The organism is Celeribacter naphthalenivorans (genome assembly GCF_020524585.1).
Taxonomy (GTDB): domain Bacteria; phylum Pseudomonadota; class Alphaproteobacteria; order Rhodobacterales; family Rhodobacteraceae; genus Celeribacter; species Celeribacter naphthalenivorans.
This window is the reverse complement of the sequence record NZ_JAIVLK010000008.1, coordinates 52,793-72,644: the sequence shown is the minus strand read 5'-3', so window position 1 is coordinate 72,644 and position 19,852 is coordinate 52,793. Positions and strand designations below refer to the sequence as shown.

General features: G+C 60.8%; 18 protein-coding genes. 7 read left to right on the top strand and 11 right to left on the bottom strand.

What is annotated here, in order from left to right; genetic code table 11:
* Nucleotides 1-7 precede the first annotated feature (7 nt).
* The 6 genes from LC094_RS17190 to LC094_RS17165 form a co-directional block, all read right to left on the bottom strand.
* Nucleotides 8-2,032: a M3 family metallopeptidase gene (locus LC094_RS17190; RefSeq protein ID WP_226554028.1), complete on the bottom strand. Its 2,025-nt coding sequence runs from the start codon at nucleotides 2,030-2,032 to the stop codon at nucleotides 8-10.
* A 52-nt stretch (nucleotides 2,033-2,084) separates the two neighbouring features.
* Nucleotides 2,085-3,122 carry a HesA/MoeB/ThiF family protein gene (locus tag LC094_RS17185; RefSeq protein WP_226554027.1) on the bottom strand — a complete coding sequence of 346 codons (1,038 nt, stop codon included), beginning with the start codon at nucleotides 3,120-3,122 and terminating at the stop codon, nucleotides 2,085-2,087.
* The gene (gene dut, locus LC094_RS17180; protein ID WP_226554026.1) at nucleotides 3,119-3,586 is read right to left on the bottom strand and encodes a dUTP diphosphatase; all 468 of its coding nucleotides are present in this window, start codon (nucleotides 3,584-3,586) and stop codon (nucleotides 3,119-3,121) included. The genes LC094_RS17185 and dut overlap by 4 nt, the downstream gene beginning before the upstream one ends.
* 22 nt (nucleotides 3,587-3,608) lie before the next feature.
* On the bottom strand, nucleotides 3,609-4,808 hold the full coding sequence (gene coaBC, locus LC094_RS17175) for a bifunctional phosphopantothenoylcysteine decarboxylase/phosphopantothenate--cysteine ligase CoaBC (protein WP_226554025.1): 1,200 nt from the start codon (nucleotides 4,806-4,808) through the stop codon (nucleotides 3,609-3,611).
* A 91-nt stretch (nucleotides 4,809-4,899) separates the two neighbouring features.
* Entirely contained in the window at nucleotides 4,900-5,703 is an 804-nt protein-coding gene (locus tag LC094_RS17170; RefSeq protein ID WP_226554024.1) for a ChaN family lipoprotein, read from the bottom strand.
* Nucleotides 5,700-6,581: an RNA polymerase factor sigma-32 gene (locus LC094_RS17165; protein WP_226554023.1), complete on the bottom strand. Its 882-nt coding sequence runs from the start codon at nucleotides 6,579-6,581 to the stop codon at nucleotides 5,700-5,702. The genes LC094_RS17170 and LC094_RS17165 overlap by 4 nt, the downstream gene beginning before the upstream one ends.
* 137 nt (nucleotides 6,582-6,718) lie before the next feature.
* Between LC094_RS17165 and cobU the strand changes: the two genes are divergently transcribed.
* The 4 genes from cobU (at nucleotide 6,719) to LC094_RS17145 (ending at nucleotide 10,198) form a co-directional block, all read left to right on the top strand.
* On the top strand, nucleotides 6,719-7,267 hold the full coding sequence (gene cobU, locus LC094_RS17160; protein WP_319003307.1) for a bifunctional adenosylcobinamide kinase/adenosylcobinamide-phosphate guanylyltransferase: 549 nt from the start codon (nucleotides 6,719-6,721) through the stop codon (nucleotides 7,265-7,267).
* On the top strand, nucleotides 7,264-7,833 hold the full coding sequence (locus LC094_RS17155) for a histidine phosphatase family protein (RefSeq protein WP_226554022.1): 570 nt from the start codon (nucleotides 7,264-7,266) through the stop codon (nucleotides 7,831-7,833). Before cobU ends, LC094_RS17155 begins: the two co-directional genes overlap by 4 nt.
* Before the next feature lie 76 nt (nucleotides 7,834-7,909).
* A complete protein-coding gene (locus LC094_RS17150) occupies nucleotides 7,910-8,596 on the top strand; it encodes a glutathione S-transferase (RefSeq protein ID WP_226554021.1) in 687 nt (228 codons plus the stop codon).
* Nucleotides 8,597-8,686: 90 nt separating this feature from the next.
* Nucleotides 8,687-10,198 (top strand): YifB family Mg chelatase-like AAA ATPase, encoded by a 1,512-nt coding sequence (locus LC094_RS17145; RefSeq protein ID WP_226554020.1) that lies wholly within the window; start codon nucleotides 8,687-8,689, stop codon nucleotides 10,196-10,198.
* Here the strand turns inward: LC094_RS17145 and LC094_RS17140 are convergent.
* From LC094_RS17140 to rsmI, 4 genes are all read right to left on the bottom strand, one after another.
* Nucleotides 10,191-11,081, bottom strand: coding sequence for an alpha/beta hydrolase (locus LC094_RS17140; protein ID WP_226554019.1), 891 nt, complete (start codon nucleotides 11,079-11,081; stop codon nucleotides 10,191-10,193). The genes LC094_RS17145 and LC094_RS17140 overlap by 8 nt on opposite strands.
* Entirely contained in the window at nucleotides 11,078-12,013 is a 936-nt protein-coding gene (gene gshB / locus LC094_RS17135; RefSeq protein WP_226554221.1) for a glutathione synthase, read from the bottom strand. The genes LC094_RS17140 and gshB overlap by 4 nt, the downstream gene beginning before the upstream one ends.
* 107 nt (nucleotides 12,014-12,120) lie before the next feature.
* The gene (locus LC094_RS17130; RefSeq protein ID WP_226554018.1) at nucleotides 12,121-12,504 is read right to left on the bottom strand and encodes a YraN family protein; all 384 of its coding nucleotides are present in this window, start codon (nucleotides 12,502-12,504) and stop codon (nucleotides 12,121-12,123) included.
* Nucleotides 12,505-12,523: 19 nt separating this feature from the next.
* Nucleotides 12,524-13,381 carry a 16S rRNA (cytidine(1402)-2'-O)-methyltransferase gene (rsmI, locus tag LC094_RS17125; RefSeq protein ID WP_226554017.1) on the bottom strand — a complete coding sequence of 286 codons (858 nt, stop codon included), beginning with the start codon at nucleotides 13,379-13,381 and terminating at the stop codon, nucleotides 12,524-12,526.
* A 116-nt stretch (nucleotides 13,382-13,497) separates the two neighbouring features.
* On the opposite strand from rsmI, the gene LC094_RS17120 reads away from it, so the two are divergent.
* The 3 genes from LC094_RS17120 to murJ are packed head-to-tail and all read left to right on the top strand — an operon-like array spanning nucleotide 13,498 to nucleotide 18,996.
* Nucleotides 13,498-14,676 carry a penicillin-binding protein activator gene (locus LC094_RS17120; protein ID WP_226554016.1) on the top strand — a complete coding sequence of 393 codons (1,179 nt, stop codon included), beginning with the start codon at nucleotides 13,498-13,500 and terminating at the stop codon, nucleotides 14,674-14,676.
* Nucleotides 14,660-17,458 carry a [protein-PII] uridylyltransferase gene (locus tag LC094_RS17115; RefSeq protein ID WP_404815038.1) on the top strand — a complete coding sequence of 933 codons (2,799 nt, stop codon included), beginning with the start codon at nucleotides 14,660-14,662 and terminating at the stop codon, nucleotides 17,456-17,458. Before LC094_RS17120 ends, LC094_RS17115 begins: the two co-directional genes overlap by 17 nt.
* Complete coding sequence (gene murJ, locus LC094_RS17110) at nucleotides 17,455-18,996, top strand: murein biosynthesis integral membrane protein MurJ (protein WP_226554014.1); 1,542 nt, start codon at nucleotides 17,455-17,457, stop codon at nucleotides 18,994-18,996. Before LC094_RS17115 ends, murJ begins: the two co-directional genes overlap by 4 nt.
* Nucleotides 18,997-19,103: 107 nt before the next feature.
* On the opposite strand, the gene LC094_RS17105 is transcribed toward murJ, so the two are convergent.
* The gene (locus LC094_RS17105; protein ID WP_226554013.1) at nucleotides 19,104-19,802 is read right to left on the bottom strand and encodes a rhomboid family intramembrane serine protease; all 699 of its coding nucleotides are present in this window, start codon (nucleotides 19,800-19,802) and stop codon (nucleotides 19,104-19,106) included.
* Between the last annotated feature and the right edge of the window lie 50 nt (nucleotides 19,803-19,852).

Here is a 19,852-nt window from a genome sequence, read left to right as displayed (position 1 = left end):
ACGCGGATCACTCCGCCGCCAAAAGGCCGCGTCCTTTGAGCAGCGCCTCGACGCCCGGCATCCGGCCCCTGAACGCAGTGTAGAGCGCCTCGGCATCTTCCGAACCGCCTTTCGAGAGGATGTTCTCCTCGAGCCGTTTCGCCATCGCCGGATCGAAGGGCGAGGTTTCCTCAAAGGCCTCGAACGCGTCGGCATCCATCACCTCGGACCACATGTAGCTGTAGTAGCCGGAGCTATATCCGTCGCCGGAAAACACATGCGCGAAATGCGGTGTCGCATGGCGCATGGTGATAGCTTTCGGCATGCCGATTTTCGCGAGTGTCTCGGCCTGTGCCGCCATCGGGTCTTTCGGTGCCGGGCCGTCGTGGAAATCGAGGTCCACCAGCGCGGAAGCGACATATTCGACCGTGGCGAAGCCCTGATCATAGGTCTGGGCGGCCAAAAGGCGTTCCAGCATATCGCGCGGCATCGGTTCGCCGGTTTTCGCATGGGTCGCAAACTCTTCGAGCACTTCAGGCACTTCGAGCCAATGCTCATAAAGCTGGCTCGGCAGCTCGACGAAATCGCGCGCCACGGAGGTGCCGGAAATCGACTCATAGGTCACGTCCGATAGCATCTGATGCAGCGCATGACCGAACTCGTGGAACAAGGTGCGCGCATCATCATAGGACAACAAAGCCGCCTCGCCTTTCGACGGTTTGGCAAAATTGCACACATTCAAGACGATGGGCCGAATATCGCCGTCGAGCTTTTGTTGGCTCCGCATCGCAGTGCACCAGGCGCCCGAACGTTTCGAGCCGCGCGCGAAATAATCGCCGATGAAAACCGCGATATGTTCGCCGTTCCGCGTCACATTCCAAGCGCGTGCATCCGGGTGATAGACCTGCATATCGAGCGGTTCAAATTCCAGACCAAAGAGACGATTGGCACAGGTGAACGACGCTTCGATCATGCGCTCAAGTTGCAGGTAGGGCTTGAGCTCCGCCTCATCGAGATCATGCTCCGCCTTACGCCGGATCGACGAATAATAGCGCCAATCCCAAGGCTCCAGATCGCCATTCACGCCATCCTCAGCCATCATATCGGACAGGATCGCAGCATCGCGTTCGGCGGCCTCTTTCGCCGGGCCCCAAACCCGCATCAACAGATCACGCACATTCTCCGGCGTCTTGGCCATTTCGATCTCAAGCTTATAGGCCGCAAAACTCTCGTACCCCAACAATTTGGCGCGCTCCTCGCGCAGCTCCAAAATCTCTTTCGCAATCTCGCGGTTGTCATTGGCATTGCCATTCTCACCGCGCGCCGCCCAAGCGCGGAACGCCTTTTCGCGCAGGTCTCGACGTGGCGAAAATTGTAGAAACGGCACAATGAGCGAGCGCGACAGGGTCACGACAGGGCCTTTGGCGCCCTTCTCTTCGCCCGCTGACCGCGCGGCGTCGATGACAAATTGCGGCAGGCCCTCAAGGTCCTCTTCCGCCAGCTCCATGAACCACTCGCGCTCATCGGCCAAAAGGTTTTGGGTGAACTGAGTGCCAAGCGTAGCAAGCCGCGATTTGATCGCCGCCATGCGATCTTTCTCGGCCCCTTCGAGTTTCGCGCCAGAGCGCACGAAAGAGCGACGAGTCAGCATCAAGACGCGCTGCTGTTCCTCTGTCAAATCAAGGGCTTCGCGGCTCTGCCAAAGCGTCTCGATCCGGTTGAAAAGCGCCTCGTTGGCGGTGATCTCACTGCTGTAAGCGGAGAGCAGAGGAGACAGATCGCGCATCAACCCATCGCGCACATCGTTGGTGTCGGCCCCCGCCATACCGTAAAAGGCCCCCAGCACTTTTGACAACGTGGCATCCGCCTTTTCCAGCGCTTCAATTGTGTTGGAAAATGTCGGCGCCTCGGGGTTTTCCGCGATTGCTTTGATCGCCGCGCGCCCCTCTGCAAGTGCGGCATCGACCGCAGGTTTGACATCCGCGTCCGTCAAATCGGCGAAAGGCGGGAGGTTGAAAGGCGTGTTCCACTCGGACAGGTAAGCGTTGGTCATGCGTGTCTCCTTTGGCCCTCAAGCTATGCCTCGAAAGCCGCAAGGAAAAGGGTCAGCCGCCGCAAATCGGGCAGTCGGGCCGCTTTTTCACGGTAATGTTCCGTGTCTCGGCATAAAGCGCATCGTGAATGACCAGACGTCCCATCAGCCCCTGCCCCGCGCCGGTGAGTTCTTTCACCGCTTCCATCGCCATCATCGTCCCCAAAACACCTGGCAAGGGGGCCGCGACCCCGGCTTCGGCACAGCTTGGCACCATGCCGTCGGCAGGGCGCTCAGGGAACACACATTGATAACAGGGGCCATTTTCATGGGGTTTATAGGTGCTAATTTGACCTTCCCACTGCGTGATCGCCGCTGCGATCAACGGCTTACGATGGGCCACACAGGCGCGGTTCACAAGATAGCGCGTGTCGAAGTTATCCGTCCCGTCGAGCACCAGATCGTAGTCGGCAACCAGATCCATGGTGTCGTCATCAAAGGCCCGATGATAGGGCCGCACCTCGACAAACGGGTTCTGCGCCCGCATGGCCTCGGCGGCGGAGAACACCTTTGGCACGCCCAATTGCGCATCCGTGTGAATCACCTGTCGTTGCAGGTTTGAGGCCTCAACCACATCCGGGTCGATCACGCCGATCACACCGACGCCCGAGGCCGCGAGATATTCCAGAACCGGTGCGCCAAGACCACCGGCGCCGATTACCAAAACCTTGGCCTCTTTCAGTTTTTTCTGCCCCGGCCCGCCGATTTCCCGCAGCAGGATATGGCGCATGTAGCGGTCGAGTTCGGCGGGGCGGAAGGTGCCTTCGCTTTGCTGCTCCGCGGCCTGAGGCTCCGGCTGCGCCTTGTTGCGCAACGCGGCAAGGCCCGCACGGTAGGCGATAATGATCACCGCACCGACACCGATCAAGAGCCATTCGCCGAAGGAGCCACCAAGACTCGCGCGCAGCGCATGGCCTTCGGGCAACACAAAAAGCGCTATCAAAACAGCGAGATACAACACCCCGATCATCGCCCAGCGCGCCCGCGTCGGCGCGCCGGTCAACCAGCCGATGCCCCAAAGCACGGCGGCGATGATCAGGAAAAATGTCATATGCGCCCGGTCGACCCAAACCCGCCCGCGCCTCGCGCGGTGTCAGTGAGGCTGTCGACCACTTTATAGGCCGCCTGCACCACGGGGGCGACGATCATCTGGCCGATGCGCTCGCCATGGGTGACGTGAAACGGTTCTTGCCCGAGGTTGATCAAAATGATGCCAACCGGACCACGGTAATCCGCGTCAATCGTGCCTGGCGTGTTGACCAGCGAAATCCCATGCTTGAGGGCGAGCCCAGAGCGCGGCCGCACCTGCACCTCATAGCCCGGCTCGATCTCCATCGCGAACCCTGTCGGAATCAACGCCCGCGTGCCCGGTTCCAACACGACGCCAACGTCGCGCATCTCCGGCGGAAAATTCGCGCGCACGTCGCCGCCTGCCGCATGTGCGGTCTCATAGGACGGCAGTTTGATGTCGGTATCGGCCCCGTCGAGCCATTGGATTTTGATCTCTACGCTCATGTCTTTTCCGTGGTTTAAATACTCAATTGCCAGACAGGTGATCGGCGATCCGGTAAGCCAGCTGACGCGCCACTTCGTCCTTGCTCATCCGTGGCCACTCATCGGCGCCGCGCTCCGTGATCAGGGTCACGGCATTCTCGACGCCGCCCATGATGCCTGTGGCGGGCGAGACGTCATTGGCGACGATCCAGTCACAGCCCTTGCGTTTGCGTTTCGCAGTGGCATGCGCAATCACATCGTCGGTCTCGGCAGCAAAGCCCACGACCAAACGCGGACGCCCTTCGGTCCTCTGGCTCACACCCGCCAAAATGTCCGGATTTTCGGAAAACTCCAAAACAGGCAGCTTTCCCTGTGTTTTTTTGATCTTGGATCCGCTCTCCGAGGTCACACGCCAATCCGCCACGGCGGCGGCGAACACGGCGGCCTCGGCGGGCAAAGCAGCCTCGACCGCCTCTTTCATCTCGCGTGCGGTTTCCACCCGGATCACCCGCACCCCGCGCGGCGGCGGCACGTCTGCGGGGCCAGTGACAAAGCTCACATCGGCACCCAGATCGCGCAGCGCCTTGGCAATCGCGGTGCCCTGCGCGCCCGACGAGCGGTTGGCGATGTAGCGCACCGGATCGATCGGCTCATGGGTCGGGCCGGAGGTCACGAGAATATGCTTACCCTTCAGAGGGCCTTCGGTGAGCGCGGCGCGAATGGCGGCGATGATATCAGGCGTCTCAGAGAGGCGACCGGGACCGAATTCACCGCAGGCCATAGTGCCTTCTTCGGGGCCAACGAAAAGCACGCCATCTTGTTTCAACTGCGCCACATTGCGTTGACAGGCCGGGTGCTCCCACATCCGCACATTCATCGCGGGCGCGACCAAAACCGGCTTGTCCGTCGCCATCAAAAGCGTCGAGGCCAGATCATTCGCCAGCCCCCCGGCCATCTTGCCCAGAAGATCAGCGGTGGCGGGGGAAACGACGACAAGATCAGCGGCACGGGACAGTTCGATATGCCCCATCTCCGCCTCATCTGTGAGATCGAAAAGGTCGCGGTAGACTTTCTCGGCGGCCAGCCCGGATACGGACAAGGGCGTCACGAATTCCTCGGCGGCCTTGGTCAGCACCGGCACGACACGCGCGCCTTCTTCACGCAAGCGTCGGATCAGGTCGAGCGATTTGAACGCCGCGATACCGCCGCCAATGATCAGCAAAATGGTCTTTTCGTTCAGCATATTCGCTCTCCCGGCACGGCCCTGTACGCAGTCTCAGGGAACGGTTTAAGCCAAGGCCACGCATGAGACAATGCTCTGAGAGATAGACCAGCTATTGCAAGAGCCCGGCACAGGGATCGTCCCGAAGGGCCGGCTCTGTCACCAACCAGAGATCGTAAGGTGGCGCCGCCTCAGGTGCGGTTTCCAATTGACCGATAGAGAGCGTTTCGAAATCGGGGGCCGCCTTGGCCAGCACCGAAGGCATCCCCCAATCCATCCGAGCATGGCCATTGCCAGTGATCACCGCTATCGGTCCGCCCGTCGCCTCATGGGCCTCAATCACAGCCCGCGAAAACGCGGCATCGCGCAGCCTTTGCGCCTCGACCATGCCCGACATCATCCCAAGCGGCATGGCTTCGCAATGCGCGTCGAACTGCATTTTCTGGCGCTCGGCTTGCATCTCTTCGGGCAGAGGATCGGTCAGACCATAGCGCTCCGCCTCGGCACCAAACACAGCGGCGGCCCCGTCAGAGAAAGCCCGACGCACATCTTCGCGCGACAAAGCGGCGCCGTAAATGGGCGCATCGGTTGCCGCAAAAATCGGATAATACATCGAGAAATCAGGCCAGCCGGAGGTGTTCCACTCCAAGGCTTCGGCCAATCTCGCCTCATCCCCCCGAAGCTCCGGCGTCACGCGCGCCGCCTGTTCGGGCGTCAGCATTTCGAACACGACAGCCGTCGGCGAAATCGCCGAAACCGCCGCCGCCTGATGTGCGTGGTGCAGCGGATTGTCATGGACTTCGCCCAACAAAACGACATCCGCCCGAGGCAAAATCGACAGAGCCTCAGGCGTGATCTGGTCTGAAAAAACGGGGCCCGCGCTCAAAGTGAGCGCGACGGCAAAAGGTAATCTCATGAGAAGAAATGTTGCACGTCCTGATGGTTGGTCTCAAGGCTGACACGCATTTTTTGCAACGCGCCCGCTTCGAGTTGACGCACCCGCTCTTTCGACAGCGACAACTCCTCGCCGAGGCTTTCGAGCGTGCGCGGCTCGTCCGAAAGTTTACGCGCCTTTAGGATAAATCGCTCCCGCTCGCTCAGATTGTCCATCGCTTCGCCAAGCCAGCTTTTGAGCTGCGCCTGATCATGCGCTTCGCCCACCATTTCCGCCGTGGTTTCCCCCTCATCGGCCAGCGTATCGATCCATTCGCGGCCCTCTTCCTCGCCCGATTGCTGCGCATTGAGCGAGAAATCAGAGCCGGACAACCGCCCATCCATGATCTCGACATCGCGCAGCGGCACGTTCAAATCCATCGCGATCATCTGCAACAGCTGGTCATGATCGAGCGCTTCGCCCTGCGCCGAGGCCTCGCGTTCGAGGCGCGCCTGAACCCGGCGCATATTAAAGAACAGCGACTTCTGAGCCGAGGTCGACCCGGTCCGCACCAGCGACCAGTTGCGCATCACGTAGTCCTGAATCGAAGCCTTGATCCACCACACAGCATAGGTCGAAAACCGCACCCCGCGATCCGGGTCGAATTTCTCCGCCGCTTTCATCAGGCCAAGTCCGGCCTCCTGAATGAGATCGCTCATCGGCGCGCCGTAACGTTTGAATTTCGCCGCCATGGAAATCGCCAGCCGCATATAGGCCGTCACGAGCCGGTGTAACGCCGCCTCGTCGCGATGATCGCGCCACGCGCGGGCCAAGGCTTGTTCCGTCTCAACGTCGAGCATCTCCGCTTTCATCGCCCGGCGCGGCAGGGCGTTGTCGGATGCAGTCATATCGAGTGCCATATTTGAACCTCCTGAGAGTTTGCGCTCTGGCTTGATCTCACGTTTTACCTTCTGAGAAACCTTAGCGGGTTTTCGTGACGGTCATTTGCGAGCTGTGGCTACTCCTGTTACGAAAAGCCTAACGCATTGGACCAAGAATGGGTTTCACGATCATGTGCACAAATATGACAGTCGTGCTCGGCGGCGCCTCTTCCGGGAAGTCCAAAATAGCAGAAAAAATATGCATTATCAGTGAATTAGATAGTGTGTACCTCGCCAGCGCAGAATGCTTTGACGAAGAAATGCGCACAAAAGCTGCGCAGCATCGCACAAGCCGAGGCGAAGATTGGTGCACAATAGAGGAGCCCTTGGCCGCAGGTCGGGTGATTTCCGAGCTGAAAGCGGGCCAGATTCTCTTATTCGATTGCGCCACGATGTGGTTGAGCAATCATCTGTTTGCAGAAAGCGATCTGGCCGCGGAGACCGAAACCCTTCTGGCCGCGATCCGCGACTGCCCTGCGGAGATCGTGATCGTCTCGAACGAAGTCGGGCTTGGCATCGTGCCGGAAAATGCCCTCGCGCGTCGGTTTCGCATCGCACAAGGCGAGCTCAATCAACGGTTGGCCGCCGAGGCCGGCACCGTGATCGGCGTCATGGCCGGATTGCCCTTCGCGCTCAAAGGCCAACTGCCGGAGTGTCTCGTATGAGCCGCCTTTGGTTGATCCGGCATGGCCCGACTCATGCGAAGACCTTCGTCGGCTGGACGGACCTGCCCGCCGATCTGTCGGACCACGCAGCGATTACTCGGTTGGAGGCGGCGCTCCCCGATGTGCCGGTGATTTCTTCCGATCTTACCCGCGCCGTCGAGACCGCCAGCGCCGTGCAAGGCCACCGCGCCCGCCTGCCTCACGACGCACGCTTTCGCGAAACCTATTTCGGCGACTGGGAAATGCTGAGTTGGTCTGAAATCGAAGCCAGCGATGGCGCTCTGGCCCGAGAAGTCTTTGAAACACCGGGAGAAAGCGCGCCGCCGGGCGGCGAAAGCTGGAACCGATTTTCCGACCGCGTGCATGAAGGAGTCGCCGCGCTTTCCGGCGAAACGGTGATTGTTGCGCATATGGGGGTCATCATGGCGCTCTTGCAAAAGGCGCTATCTTGCACGGCGTTTGAAGCCCTCGGGCACCGGATTGATCCACTATCCTGCACCGTCATCGACTGTCCCGAAGGCCTCTCCGGATCATGGTCGTGCAGCCTCATAAATCACAAATATTGATGCAATATAAGTCAAATATGAGTTTTCATGATAGATAACTTCCTCATAGACTGTCGCAAACAGTTGGAGCTTGCTCATGTCTTACGATCTTTTCATCGGCGATAAAAGCTTTTCAAGCTGGTCGCTGCGCGGATGGCTTCTATTCGAAAAATTCGACATCCCGGTCAATGAAATCATGGTCGGGCTCTATTCCGGCACCATGAAAGAGGACCTCGCCCCCTTGGCGCCCGCCCGCTTTGTGCCCACCGCCCGCACGCCCGAAGGCTGGGTGATCGGCGAAAGCATCGCCTTGGCCGAGACGCTGGCCGAACGTCATCCGGAGGCCGGTCTTTGGCCCAAAGATGCCGAGGCGCGCATCTACGCGCGTTGGCTCGTGGCCGAAATGCATGCCGGATTCACCGCCCTGCGCGGCGCCTGCCCGATGCAGCTTTTGCATCAATATCAGGGATTTGATGTCATCGATGCGGTCAAAGCCGATCTTGCACGTTTGGACACGGTCCTGTCCCATGCCTTCGAAAATTTCGCGGGTGACGGCCCTTGGCTCTTCGGCGCCTATTCTGCGGCGGATGCGTTTTACGCGCCGGTCGCGGCACGGATCGCGGGCTATAACCTGCCTGTTTCTGATCGCCTCAGGACCTATGTTCACGCGCATCTCTCCGATCCGGCGTTCAAAAAATGGCGTAAAGAGGGGCTGGAGATCAGCTATGATCCCGTGCCCTACGCGATGGACCTGCCTGTGACGGAGTGGCCCGAACCGGTCTAAATTCGATAGGCTCTGGAGCGCGTTAACCATTTGCTAACCACGTCTGCGCTAGACGGGTTAAGATTGGTTAACACGCACCGGGAGCACACCATGGTCGCACGGACATTCTCCGTCGCTTTCGAAGGCATCGAGGCCCGCCCCGTCGAGGTGCAGTGCGCTATCGCTCCCGGATTGCCCAGTTTCACCATCGTCGGATTGCCGGACAAGGCTGTGAGTGAGGCACGCGAGAGGGTCCGCGCGGCCCTCGCGGCGATGCAAATCGCGCTGCCGTCCAAAAAACTCGTCATCAACCTCTCGCCCGCCGATCTGCCGAAAATCGGCTCGCATTTCGACCTGCCCATCGCATTGGCGATCCTCGCTGCCACCGGATTGATCCCCGCAGAGAAAGCCGAAGAGACGCTGTCCTTGGGTGAATTGGCGCTGGACGGGTCGCTCGTCGCGGTCCATGGCGCGCTGCCCGCGGCCTTGAAAGCCGCCGAGTTGGACTGTGTCCTCGCCTGCCCCGAGGCTTGTGGATCAGAGGCCGCTTGGGTCGGCGCGACGCCCGTCTATGGCGCGAAACACCTCGCGCAACTCCTGCGCCACTTCACCGGCGACCGGCCGATCCATGAGGCCCATCCGGGCGAGATTACTCTCCCCAATCATCACCGCGACTTGCGCGATGTGAAAGGGCAGGAAAAGGCCAAACGCGCCATGGAGATCGCCGCATCGGGCGGGCATCACATGTTCATGGTCGGCACGCCCGGGTCCGGAAAATCCATGTTGGCCGCACGCCTGCCGACCATCCTGCCGCCGCTCTCGGCGCAGGAGGCCTTGGAAACTTCGATCATCCATTCCCTCGCGGGCCTCTTGGACGAAGGCGGCATTTCCCGCGCACGCCCCTTTCGCGAGCCGCATCACACCGCCTCCATGGCCGCCATCGTCGGCGGCGGGCGTGGCGCCCAGCCGGGGGAGATTTCGCTGGCGCATAATGGCGTGCTCTTCCTCGATGAATTCCCAGAATTCCCGCGCGCCGTTTTGGAAACCCTGCGCCAGCCCATCGAGACCGGCGAGGTCATGGTCGCCCGCGCCAACGCCCACATGCGCTACCCCGCGCGGTTCATGCTGGTCGCGGCGGCGAATCCTTGCAAATGCGGGTACCTGCCCGATCCGGCACGGGCCTGCGCCAAAGTCCCGCTCTGTGGTGAGGACTATCTGGGCCGGATTTCCGGACCTTTGATGGACCGTTTCGATTTGCGGCTCGAAATGCCGCCCGTGCAGTTTCAGGATTTGGACCTGCCGCCCTCCGGTGACAGCTCCGCCACGGTTGCGGCGCGCGTCGCCCAAGCGCGCGCGGTCCAGACCGAGCGCTATGACGGCACCGGGTATCGCACCAATGCGCAGATCGAGGGGCAGATGCTGGATGATGTCGCCCGTCCCGATGCCGAGGGGCGGGAGATTTTGACCAAAGCCGCCGAAAAGCTTGGGCTGTCGGCACGCGGCTATCACCGCGTCTTGCGGGTCGCGCGCACGATTGCAGATCTGGCGGGCGAAGACGATGTGCGCCGCCCCCATCTGGCCGAAGCCCTGAGCTACCGGGTGGTGTCGGGCGTGCTCAATTAAGAGCTTTCAGAAACGCCGCCGTCTCCTCAATCGCCTGACGCGCCTCGGGGAAAAACCCGTCGAACATCTGCCAGACATGCGGTGCGCCTTCGGTGAGGCTGAGTACCACCTCCGCCCCTTCTTCGCGCAGATGCGCCGCCATACGCACGGAATCGTCGCGCAGAATCTCACACTCCGAAGCCTGTAACAGCACCGGCGGACAGTCGGGAAAGCGGGCAAAGATCGGCGAGACTTGCGGGTCCTCAGGCGCGGAGGCCCCGAGGATCATCGCGATCAGGTCGCGAGCCCGCTCCGACGGGAAAAAGTGATCGCGCTCTGCGTTGGTCTCGAACGACGGGCTGGACAACGTCAGATCGGTGAAGGGCGACCAGCCGAAAGCTCCGGCGGGCGGCGCGCCGCGCTGGCACAACTCCGCCAAAAGCGTCAGGGCCAGCCCACCGCCGGCACTGTCGCCGCCGATGGTGATCTCTTGTGGACTGTAACCCGAAGCCACCAGCGCGTCCCAGACGACCAAAGCATCCTCAAACGCCGCGGGCAGCGGATGTTCGGGCGCCAGCCGATAGGCGGGCAAGAACACAGGCCGATTGGCCAGTTGCGCCAGCCGTGAGGCGAGGCGTTTGTGGGTTTCGGGACTTCCGGCGATGTAGCCGCCACCATGGAAAAACAGGATGACACGCTCGTCGTCACAGTCCGGCGGTCTGATCCACATGCCCGGCAGGCCCAAAGCGTCATGGGTGACTTCGGCGGACAATTGCACCGGCAGGCTGAGCTTGGCCGCAAGATCAACCCCGTCTCGCAAAGGCACGGGGTTTTGCGCATGGGTAAACGCGGCCCGCACGACGGGGCTCAAGGCCCCGGACACGAGCCGCATCCGAAGGCTCATGCGCGTTTGGCCTCGATCGCTTTCCAGATCAGCTCCGCCGTGTTGGTGCCGTCGAAGCGCTCGAGCTCCTGAATGCCCGTCGGAGAGGTCACGTTGATCTCGGTCAGGTAGTCGCCGATCACGTCGATGCCGACGAAGACCTGGCCTTTTTCTTTCAACAGCGGCCCGATGCGGGCGCAGATTTCCAGATCGCGGGCGGTGAGGCCAACCTTTTCCGGACGCCCGCCAACGTGCATGTTCGAGCGCGTTTCCCCGGCCTGCGGCACACGGTTGATCGCGCCTACGGGTTCGCCATCGACGAGGATCACGCGTTTGTCGCCATTCGACACATCGGGCAGGAATTTCTGCACGATCATCGGCTCGCGCGAGATGCCGGTGAACAGCTCATGCAGGGACGAGAGATTGCGGTCGTTCGGGTCAAGCCGGAACACGCCCGCGCCGCCGTTGCCGTAGAGCGGCTTCAGGATGATGTCGCCGTGCTTTTCCTTGAACGCTTTGATGGTCTCAAGATCGCGGGCAATCGCGGTGGGCGGCGTCAGGTCCGGGAAGGTCAGGACCAGCAGTTTCTCAGGATAGTTACGCACCCAGAACGGATCGTTGACCACCAAAGTGCCCGGGGTGATCAGTTCGAGCAAATGCGTCGTTGTGATGTAGCCCATGTCAAACGGCGGGTCCTGACGCAGCCATACAACGTCGTAATCCGACAAATCGACCTCAGTCATCTCGCCCAAGGTGTAGTGATCGCCCTCGACGCGGCGCACCTCGACCGGCCAGCCGCGCGCCGTGACACGCCCCTCTTGGAAGGCCAGATGATCCGGCGTGTAATAGAACAGCTCATGGCCGCGCTTTTGCGCCTCTTCCATGATGCGAAACGTGCTGTCGGCATTGATGTTGATCGGACCGATCGGGTCCATCTGAATCGCGACTTTCAGCGCTGGGGTCTTGGACAAGGGCGTATCTCCTCTGGTTGTCTCTTAGATGGACCAGCCGGGGGGCGCATTCAATGGCAATGTCCTGTGCGCAAGATCACATGCAGGTTTTACATCAACGCATTCTCCAGACACTCGACCTCTCCGACCCCATTCACCAACGCCACATCGATCCGCATCGGCGTCAAAAGCCCGGATGGCAGTCGCCCGATGTAATCCTCCGCACTGGCGCAAAGCCGGGCCTGTTGGCGGGCACCGAGCGCGGCACTGGCGCGGGCGTGGGTTTTCGAGGCCTTCACCTCAACAAAGACAATCTCATCCCCCTCTTCCCCGATGCGAAAAATAAGATCAATCTCTCCGCCCGCCCCGCGCCAACGCCGCTCCAAAAGCTCATAGCCGCGTTCCGTATAGTGGCGCGCAACGATGTCTTCGGCGGAAAGACCGAAATGATAGGCTTGTTCGCCGCGGATACGCCTTGGATTTTCCGCCGACATTCGGCCTCACTTCCCGTTCTTATTTTCCAGTCATCGCCAACGCCATTTGGTAAACGTCGCGTTTTTTCAGCCCATGTTTGGCCGCCACCTCTGCTGCGGCATCCTTCACCGTCATGTTCTGCAAGGCCGCCTCAAGATCCGCTTCCAAATCCGCCTCGGAAACCTCGACATGATCTGCGCGCCCGACGAGCAACACGATCTCGCCCTTCACCGGCGCATCGCGCAGGCTTTCTTCCAACTCCCTGAGCGTGCCTTTGCGCACCTCTTCGAACCGTTTCGTCAACTCCCGACACAACGCCGCCGGGCGGGTTTCCCCCAAGGTGTCGCACAATTCGCCTAAGGTTCGGTGAACGCGTTTCGGGCTTTCATAGAACCCGAGCGTGGCGGGCACGGCGGCAAAGGAGGTGAAGAATTTCAAACGCGCCCCCAAGGACGACGGCGGAAACCCCGCAAAAAGAAAACGATCCGAAGGCAGGCCGGAGATGGTCAGCGCCGCGATCATCGCGGAGGGCCCCGGCGCGGAGGTGACAGGGATATTGCGCTCAAGCGCCTCGCGACACAGAACAAATCCCGGATCGGCCACCAAAGGCGTGCCTGCCTCCGAGGCGTAGGCCACGGATTTGCCCTCTTCCATCAGCGCGATCAGACGCGGACGCATCTGGGCGCCGTTGTGATCGTGATAGGGGTAGATGTGCCGCCCCTCCAGGGGAACGCCATGAATTTCCATCAATTTGCGCAGGGACCGCGTGTCTTCGGCGGCCAGCACATCGGCAGAGGCCAAGATGTCGAGGGCGCGCAGCGTGATGTCCCGGGCGTTGCCAATCGGCGTGGCGAGGAAATGGAGACCGGCAGAAAGCGGCTTGGTTTGATATATCAATGTGATCTCTGCCCTTTGCAGCGTTTACTCTTTGAGGACTGTCGCATAGTCTGCCCGCAAATTTGCGTGACCGGACCCCCGTGTTGCGCCTTTGCCGTCCAGAGTGAGGTTTCCCTATGTTCGCCGTTCTTCGCGCCGCCCGCAAGTCGCTCACCAAAGTTGCGCTTGGCCTGTCTGTTATTGCTCTTGCCGCTTGTGATCCGGGCGCTTTGCCTGTCACGGGGGGGCCGAAGATCAACACGTCCAATCCAGTGCCGGTCGCGCTTCTCGTGCCCTACGAATCACAACAGGGCGGCGACGTCGGCATGGCGCGTTCCATCGAAAACGCCGCGCGCCTCGCGATGGCCGATCTCGACGGCGTTAGCATTGATCTGCGCGTGTACCCGACCGGCGGTCAGGCCGAACGCGCCTCTGCCGCCGCAACTCAGGCGGTGAAGGACGGTGCCAAGATCATCCTCGGCCCGGTTTACGGCGGTTCCGCCAAACTCGCGGGCATCCCGGCGGCCAATGCGGGCATCAACGTGCTCTCGTTCTCCAACAACCCCGATGTCGCGGGCGGCAACGTCTTTATCCTTGGGCCGACCTTTGAGAACACCGCCAACCGGCTGGTGTCCTACGCGCGCTCCAACGGCAAGGGCCGGATCATGGTCGTGAACGGCAACAGCCCGGCGGAAAATGCCGGTGCCAGCGCCATCCGATCCGCGATCAGCCGTCAGGGCGCCACCCTCGCCGGCACCCAGAGCTTTGAGTTGAGCCAACAAGGCGTGGTTCAGGCCATCCGCCCGATCGCCAACGCCGCGCGCAGCTCGAATGCCGATGCGATCTTCTTCACCTCCGGCAATGACGGCGCCATGCCGCTTTTGGCGCAGATGCTGCCGGAAAACGGCATCAAGTCGCCGAACCCGCAATATATCGGCTTGCAACGCTGGAACGTGCCCGCCTCTGCGATGAGCCTTCCGGGCCTGCAAGACAGCTGGTTCGCCATTCCCGACCAACAGCTGACCAGCAACTTCTCCGCGCATTATTCCGCCAAATACGGTCAGGCGCCCCATGCCCTCGCCGGTCTCGCCTATGACGGCATCGCCGCCATCGGGGCATTGGTCAAAGACGGCAACCAAAATGCGCTCACCGCTCAGGGTCTGACCCGCGGCTCCGGTTTTGTCGGTGTGAACGGGATTTTCAGACTTATGTCTGACGGTACCAACCAACGCGGCCTCTCCATCGCGACCATTCAGAACAATCAGGTAATCGAGATTGACCCTGCCCCAAGAGCCTTCCGTGGCGCCGGATACTGATCACCCGGCCCTCACCGCCTTTCTGCCAACGCCTTCGGGCACCTTCATCTGCGCGCAAGACGCCATTTTCGACAGCTCCGCCGTGGAAAAAGCGCTCGAAGCGGGATGGGCAGACGCCAAAAGTGATGCGGAGATCCGAAAGGCCACTGTCGCGGTCCTGAACGCGGCCCAGAAACGGGGCCGCGCCGCCATCGCCGCAGCCATGCTCGATGCGCCCCGCAACGCGCGTCCCGCGCTTCGGGCCTATGCTTGGTTGACCGATTGTTTGGTCACCACGGTGCTCTTCACCGCAATGATGAAGCTGCACCCGAACCCCAACCCGACAGAAGGCGAACGCATCGCCGTTCTGGCCGTGGGCGGATACGGACGCGGGGAAATGTCGCCGGATTCCGACGTCGACCTTCTGTTCCTCGCCCCGCATAAGATCACCGGCTGGATCGAAAGCCTGGTCGAGAGCATGCTCTACATGTTCTGGGACCTTCACCTCAAAGTCGGGCATTCGACCCGCACGGTGCGCGATTGTATCCGACTGGGCAAAGAAGATTTCACCATCCGCACGGCGATGTTGGAGCTGCGCTTCCTGTCCGGAAATCGCGATCTGGCGACAGAATTGCACGTCAAACTGCGCGATGAGCTGTTCCGCAACACCGCGCGCGAATTCATCGAAGCCAAGCTCGAAGAACGCGCCGAACGTCACCGCAAACAGGGCGGCCAGCGCTATGTGGTGGAGCCCAATATCAAAGAGGGCAAAGGGGGTTTGCGCGATCTTCACACGCTGTTCTGGATCGCAAAATATGTGCACGGCGTGCGCAACACCGCCGATCTGGTCAAGGCGGGTGTCTTTACCCAAGACGAATATCGTCAGTTCGAAGAGGCCGAAACCTTCCTGCATGCCACCCGCAACGCGCTGCACCTGATTGCCGGGCGGCCGATGGATCAGCTCACCTTCGACATGCAGGTCGAGGTGGCCGAACGTCTGGGCTATATCGACCATTCGGGCCGCCGCGCGGTCGAACATTTCATGCAGAACTACTTTCTGCACGCCACCCGCGTGGGCGAGCTGACCCGGATTTTCCTGACCTCTCTGGAGGCCCAGCACGTCAAACAGGAACCGGCGCTGCAACGTCTCTTGAAACGTCGCCGCAAGGTCGGCGATCAATATGAGATGGTGCACAACCGGCTGAATCTGCGCGACCGCAAGGCGTTTTTGGCGGACAAACTCAACCTGTTGCGTGTCTTCGAAGAGGGGCTCCGCACCGGCTATCTGTTGCACCCGGACGTGATGCGCCTGATCTCCGCCAATCTCCGCATGATTGACAATGAGATGCGCAATGATCCTGAGGCACAGCGCATTTTCCTCGATCTTCTCTTGAAACACGGCAACCCGGAACGCGCGCTTCGGCGGATGAACGAGCTGGGCGTTTTGGGGGCGTTTATCCCGGAATTCCAACACATTGTGGCGATGATGCAATTCAACATGTATCACAGCTACACGGTGGATGAGCACACGATCCAGGTGATCTCGAACCTCGCTGAAATCGAACGCGGTGAGTTGGAAGAGGCCCTGCCCGTCTCGACTCGCATCCTGAAAACCGGGGTGAACCGCAAGGTTTTGTATGTCGCCATGTTGCTGCATGACATCGGCAAGGGCCGCGTCGAGGACCATTCCGTCATCGGCGCCCAGATCGCCCGCAAAGTGGCGCCCCGGCTGGGCCTCAAGCCCGCCGAATGCGAGACCGTCGAATGGCTGGTGCGCTATCACCTCTTGATGTCGGACATCGCCCAGAAACGTGACATCGCTGATCCGCGCACGGTGCGCGATTTCGCCAAGGCGGTGAAAACCCGCGAGCGGCTCGATCTTTTGACCGTACTGACCGTCTGCGACATTCGCGGCGTCGGCCCGGATGTCTGGAACAACTGGAAAGCCACGCTGATCCGCAACCTGCATTCGCAGACTGCCTATGCGCTTGAACACGGGCTCGAAGAGATCAACCGCGACGCCCGCGAAGGTGAAGCGAAAAAAGAGCTGCGCAGCCGGCTTCTGGATTGGGATGCCGCCGAGAAACGCACCGAGTTGCAGCGGCATTACAGCACCTATTGGCAGGGTCTGCCCTTTGCCGCGCATGAGATTTTTGCGCATCTTCTCAAGGACATTCAGGCCGACGAAATTCGCATCGACCTGCATCAGGACGAAGACCGCGACGCCACGCGGGCCTGTTTCGCCCTGGCCGACCACCACGGGATTTTCTCGCGGCTCGCAGGCGCTCTGGCACTGGTCGGCGCCAACGTGGTCGACGCCCGGACCTTTACCTCGAAGGATGGCTACGCCACCGCCGTGTTCTGGATTCAGGACAATGACGGCAATCCGTTTGAGAGCGCCCGCCTGCCGCGTCTGCGTCAGATGATCGACAAGATCCTGCGCGGTCAGGTCATGGCCCGCGAGGCGCTCGACACCCGCGACAAGATCAAGAAACGCGAAAGCAAATTCAATGTGCCGACCTCGATTTCCTTTGACAACGAAGGCTCGGAGATTTTCACCATCATCGAGGTCGACACCCGCGACCGCCCCGGTCTTTTGTACGACTTGACGCGGGTTTTGGCCGAAAACAGCATCTCCATCGTCACCGCCCAGATCGCCACCTACGGCGCGCAGGTGGTCGATGTGTTCTATGTAAAGGACATGTTCGGGATGAAACTCCATGCCGAATCCAAGCGCAAATCGCTTGAGAAGAAACTGCGCGAGGCCATCGTGACCGGCGCGAAACGAGCGCAAGCGCAATGAAGCCGATCCGCCTTGTCCGGGGCTTTGTCACGGTGGGCGGCTGGACCCTGATGAGCCGCATTCTGGGCTTTGTCCGCGATGCGCTGATCGCGGCGTTTTTTGGCGCGGGTCCCGTGGCCGAAGCCTTTGCCGTTGCCTTTTCGCTGCCCAACATGTTCCGCCGGTTCTTTGCCGAGGGCACGCTCAACGTCGCCTTTGTGCCGATGTTCTCCAAAAAGGTCGAAGCCGAAGATCACGCCAAACGCTTTGCCGAAGAGACGCTTGCCGTGCTGGCAACCGCGCTGATTGCGCTGACGCTTTTGGCGACGCTGTTCATGCCGGCTTTGGTCACGCTGATGGCGGCAGGCCTCATTGGCGACCAAAGGTTCGATCTGGCCGTTGATTTTGGCCGCATCGCCTTTCCCTATGTGCTGTTCATCTCGGTGGGCGCGCTGTTTTCCGGTATCCTGAACGCCACCGGTCGCTTCGCCGCCGCAGCCGCCGCCCCTGTCATGCTCAATGTCGTGCTCTCGGTGGCCATGATTGCGGCCTCAAAACTCGGGTTTTCCGTCGAGCGTGCGCTGATCTGGGCGGTGCCGGTTGCAGGTGCCGCGCAGCTCGCCGTGGTCTGGATCGCCGCCGCCAAGGCCGGGTTCAACCTGCGCCCGCGCCTGCCGCATCTGACGCCAGAGATCAAATCTCTGCTGGTTCTGGCCGGTCCTGCCGCACTGGCGGGTGGTGTGGTTCAAATCAACCTTCTGGTCGGGCGTCAGGTCGCGTCTTTCTCGCAAGAAGGCGCAATCCAATACCTGAACCTCGCGGATCGTCTCTATCAATTGCCGCTGGGCGTGGTCGCGATTGCCATCGGCATCGTGCTTTTGCCCGATCTGTCACGCCGCCTTCAGGCAGGCGATCACAAGGGCGCCCGCGATGCCTACAACCGGGCTTTTGAGTTTGCGCTTTTGCTCACTGTGCCCGCCGCCGTGGCGCTGATCGTGATTCCGGATGTGTTGATTTCCTTCCTGTTCCAGCGCGGCGCCTTCACGGCGGAGGACACGCAAAAAACCGCACTGGCGGTGATGATTTACGGGCTGGGCCTGCCTGCCTTTGTGATGCAAAAGGTGCTGCAACCTTTGTATTTCGCCCGCGAAGACACCAAAACGCCGTTCCGTTTTGCGCTCTACGCCATGGTGATCAACGCCGTCGTCGCCGTCGGCCTGTCCTTTGTCGTCGGCTATCTCGCCGCCGCTTTCGCGACGACGTTGGCCGCCTGGGGCATGGTGGCACTCTTGTGGTTTGGCAAGAAAAGCATGGGCGAAGATGTCCATGCCGACACCCGCCTGATCCGCCGCGCGCCGCGTATTCTGATCGCCTCGATCATGATGGGGGCGCTGCTTTGGGGCGGAGAAATGGCGCTGTCACCGGTGTTCGAGCTGTCGCGCGGGTTGGGGACGCTTTTGTTGGTGGCGCTTGGGATCGTTGGCTATTTCACCTTCGCGCATTTGATCGGTGCGGTACGCATGGCCGAATTGAAAGGCTCGGTGCGGCGGGGCGGGTGAGGTCGTTCTCGCGGCCCGACACTGGCCCCTGCTCTCATTCTACCTCGCATTAAGGTTAATCAGGTTAACCTTAATGCCCGTTAGGACTTTAGTGGATGTAAGCGCCTTTACCGCTGACGCAGCCGCATCAAAATGCGACCAAAAGCCCCCGGCACAAGCAAGGCCGCCGTGCCGAACCCCGCCACAAAGCCTGCCAGACGCGACACCCAATCGCCTGAGCCCCAGCCAAGCAACCCATAGAGCAACTGCAACGCCATCAGCAGGCCGATCAGAGTAAAGGCCCGCAACTGGTTCTGTTGCATCCTGCCCAGTCCGAGCCAGAGGATAAAGGTGTAAGCGCCGATAAATCCATAAGCCGCCGGATAGGCACCTATGAGTTGTACATTGGTGGTCAGGACCAGCCCGTAGGCCAACGATCCGGCCAGTGTCGCCACCACGAAGATCAGCAAGACGGCGAAATTTCCAAAGGTCTCGCCCACCATCTTGCCCAGCGCCAGAATGAAGACGATGACCATCAGCGCGTGCAGGATGGAATAATGCACAAAGGCATAGGTGAAAAATCGCATGACATGCTCGAACGGCCAGCTGCCCTGCGCCCGCATTGCTTCGAAGATCGAGTCGAAGAAACCGAAATCCTCAATGGCGGCGATGCGCCACCCCACGGCCTGTTGGCCGCCAATCACCCCCAACTGCCCAAGTTGCAACACCACCTCGATGCCGCCCAGCACCAAAGCAATCGCAATCACCATCGGCGGCAGCGCATTAAATGGCGCTTCGGGGCGGTAATACTCGGGATCATCGGACATAAAACGGGCCTTTCCTTGACGCTCTCGTCCGGCATAGGTAAGCCACGATC